1 protein-coding gene is annotated in these 645 nt (G+C 43.3%); it reads right to left on the reverse strand.

All coding sequences use genetic code 11. The features are described from left to right. Nucleotides 1-645: RNA-guided endonuclease TnpB family protein (locus tag GPK90_RS16665; RefSeq protein ID WP_215703488.1), on the reverse strand; the 645-nt coding region annotated here is incomplete at both ends.

Below are 645 nucleotides of genomic sequence, written 5' to 3' on the forward strand. Positions count from 1 at the left end.
TCCCCTTCCGGCAATGACTCAGTTTTCTCTGCGCTTTCGCCAGTTTTTCCTCGCTGTTTCTGAAATAGTGCGGATAACCTACATGTTTTCCATTGGAATCTACATATAGTTCTTTCATGGAAAAATCGAGTCCGACGGCCTGCCTTATGTTCCTTGTTTCCACCGGCTTTTCTTCACAAAAATACAGAAGAGAAACATAATACCGCCCATCAGCTTCCATACAGACGGATGCGCCTTTCAGGCAGGCATCTTTCCGGATCTTACGATGCTGCCGGATCCGGATCCAGCCAGTTTTGGGGAGCTTCAGTTTCCCCTCTTTTAACAGGATATTTCCATTGACACTGTTTGTGGTATAGCTTTTAACAGGATTCTTTTTTGACTTGAATCTCGGAAAACCAAACGATGGATCCCTGAAAAAGTTTTTATATGCAATCTGTAGGTGCAGCTGGGCATTGCACAGAGCAAGACTGTCCACTTCTTTTAGCCATGGAAACTCTGCCTTATATTTTGCCGGAGTAACCTTCAGATTTTTTCCGGTCTTTTCATAACATTCCTTCTTTTCTGCCAGCATCCGGTTATATACGAACCTGACACATCCAAATGTTTTTGCAAACAGTTCCTGCTGTATTTTATTGGGATAGATCC

It is taken from the genome of Clostridium sp. MCC344 (assembly GCF_018785365.1).
GTDB lineage: Bacteria > Bacillota > Clostridia > Lachnospirales > Lachnospiraceae > Pilosibacter.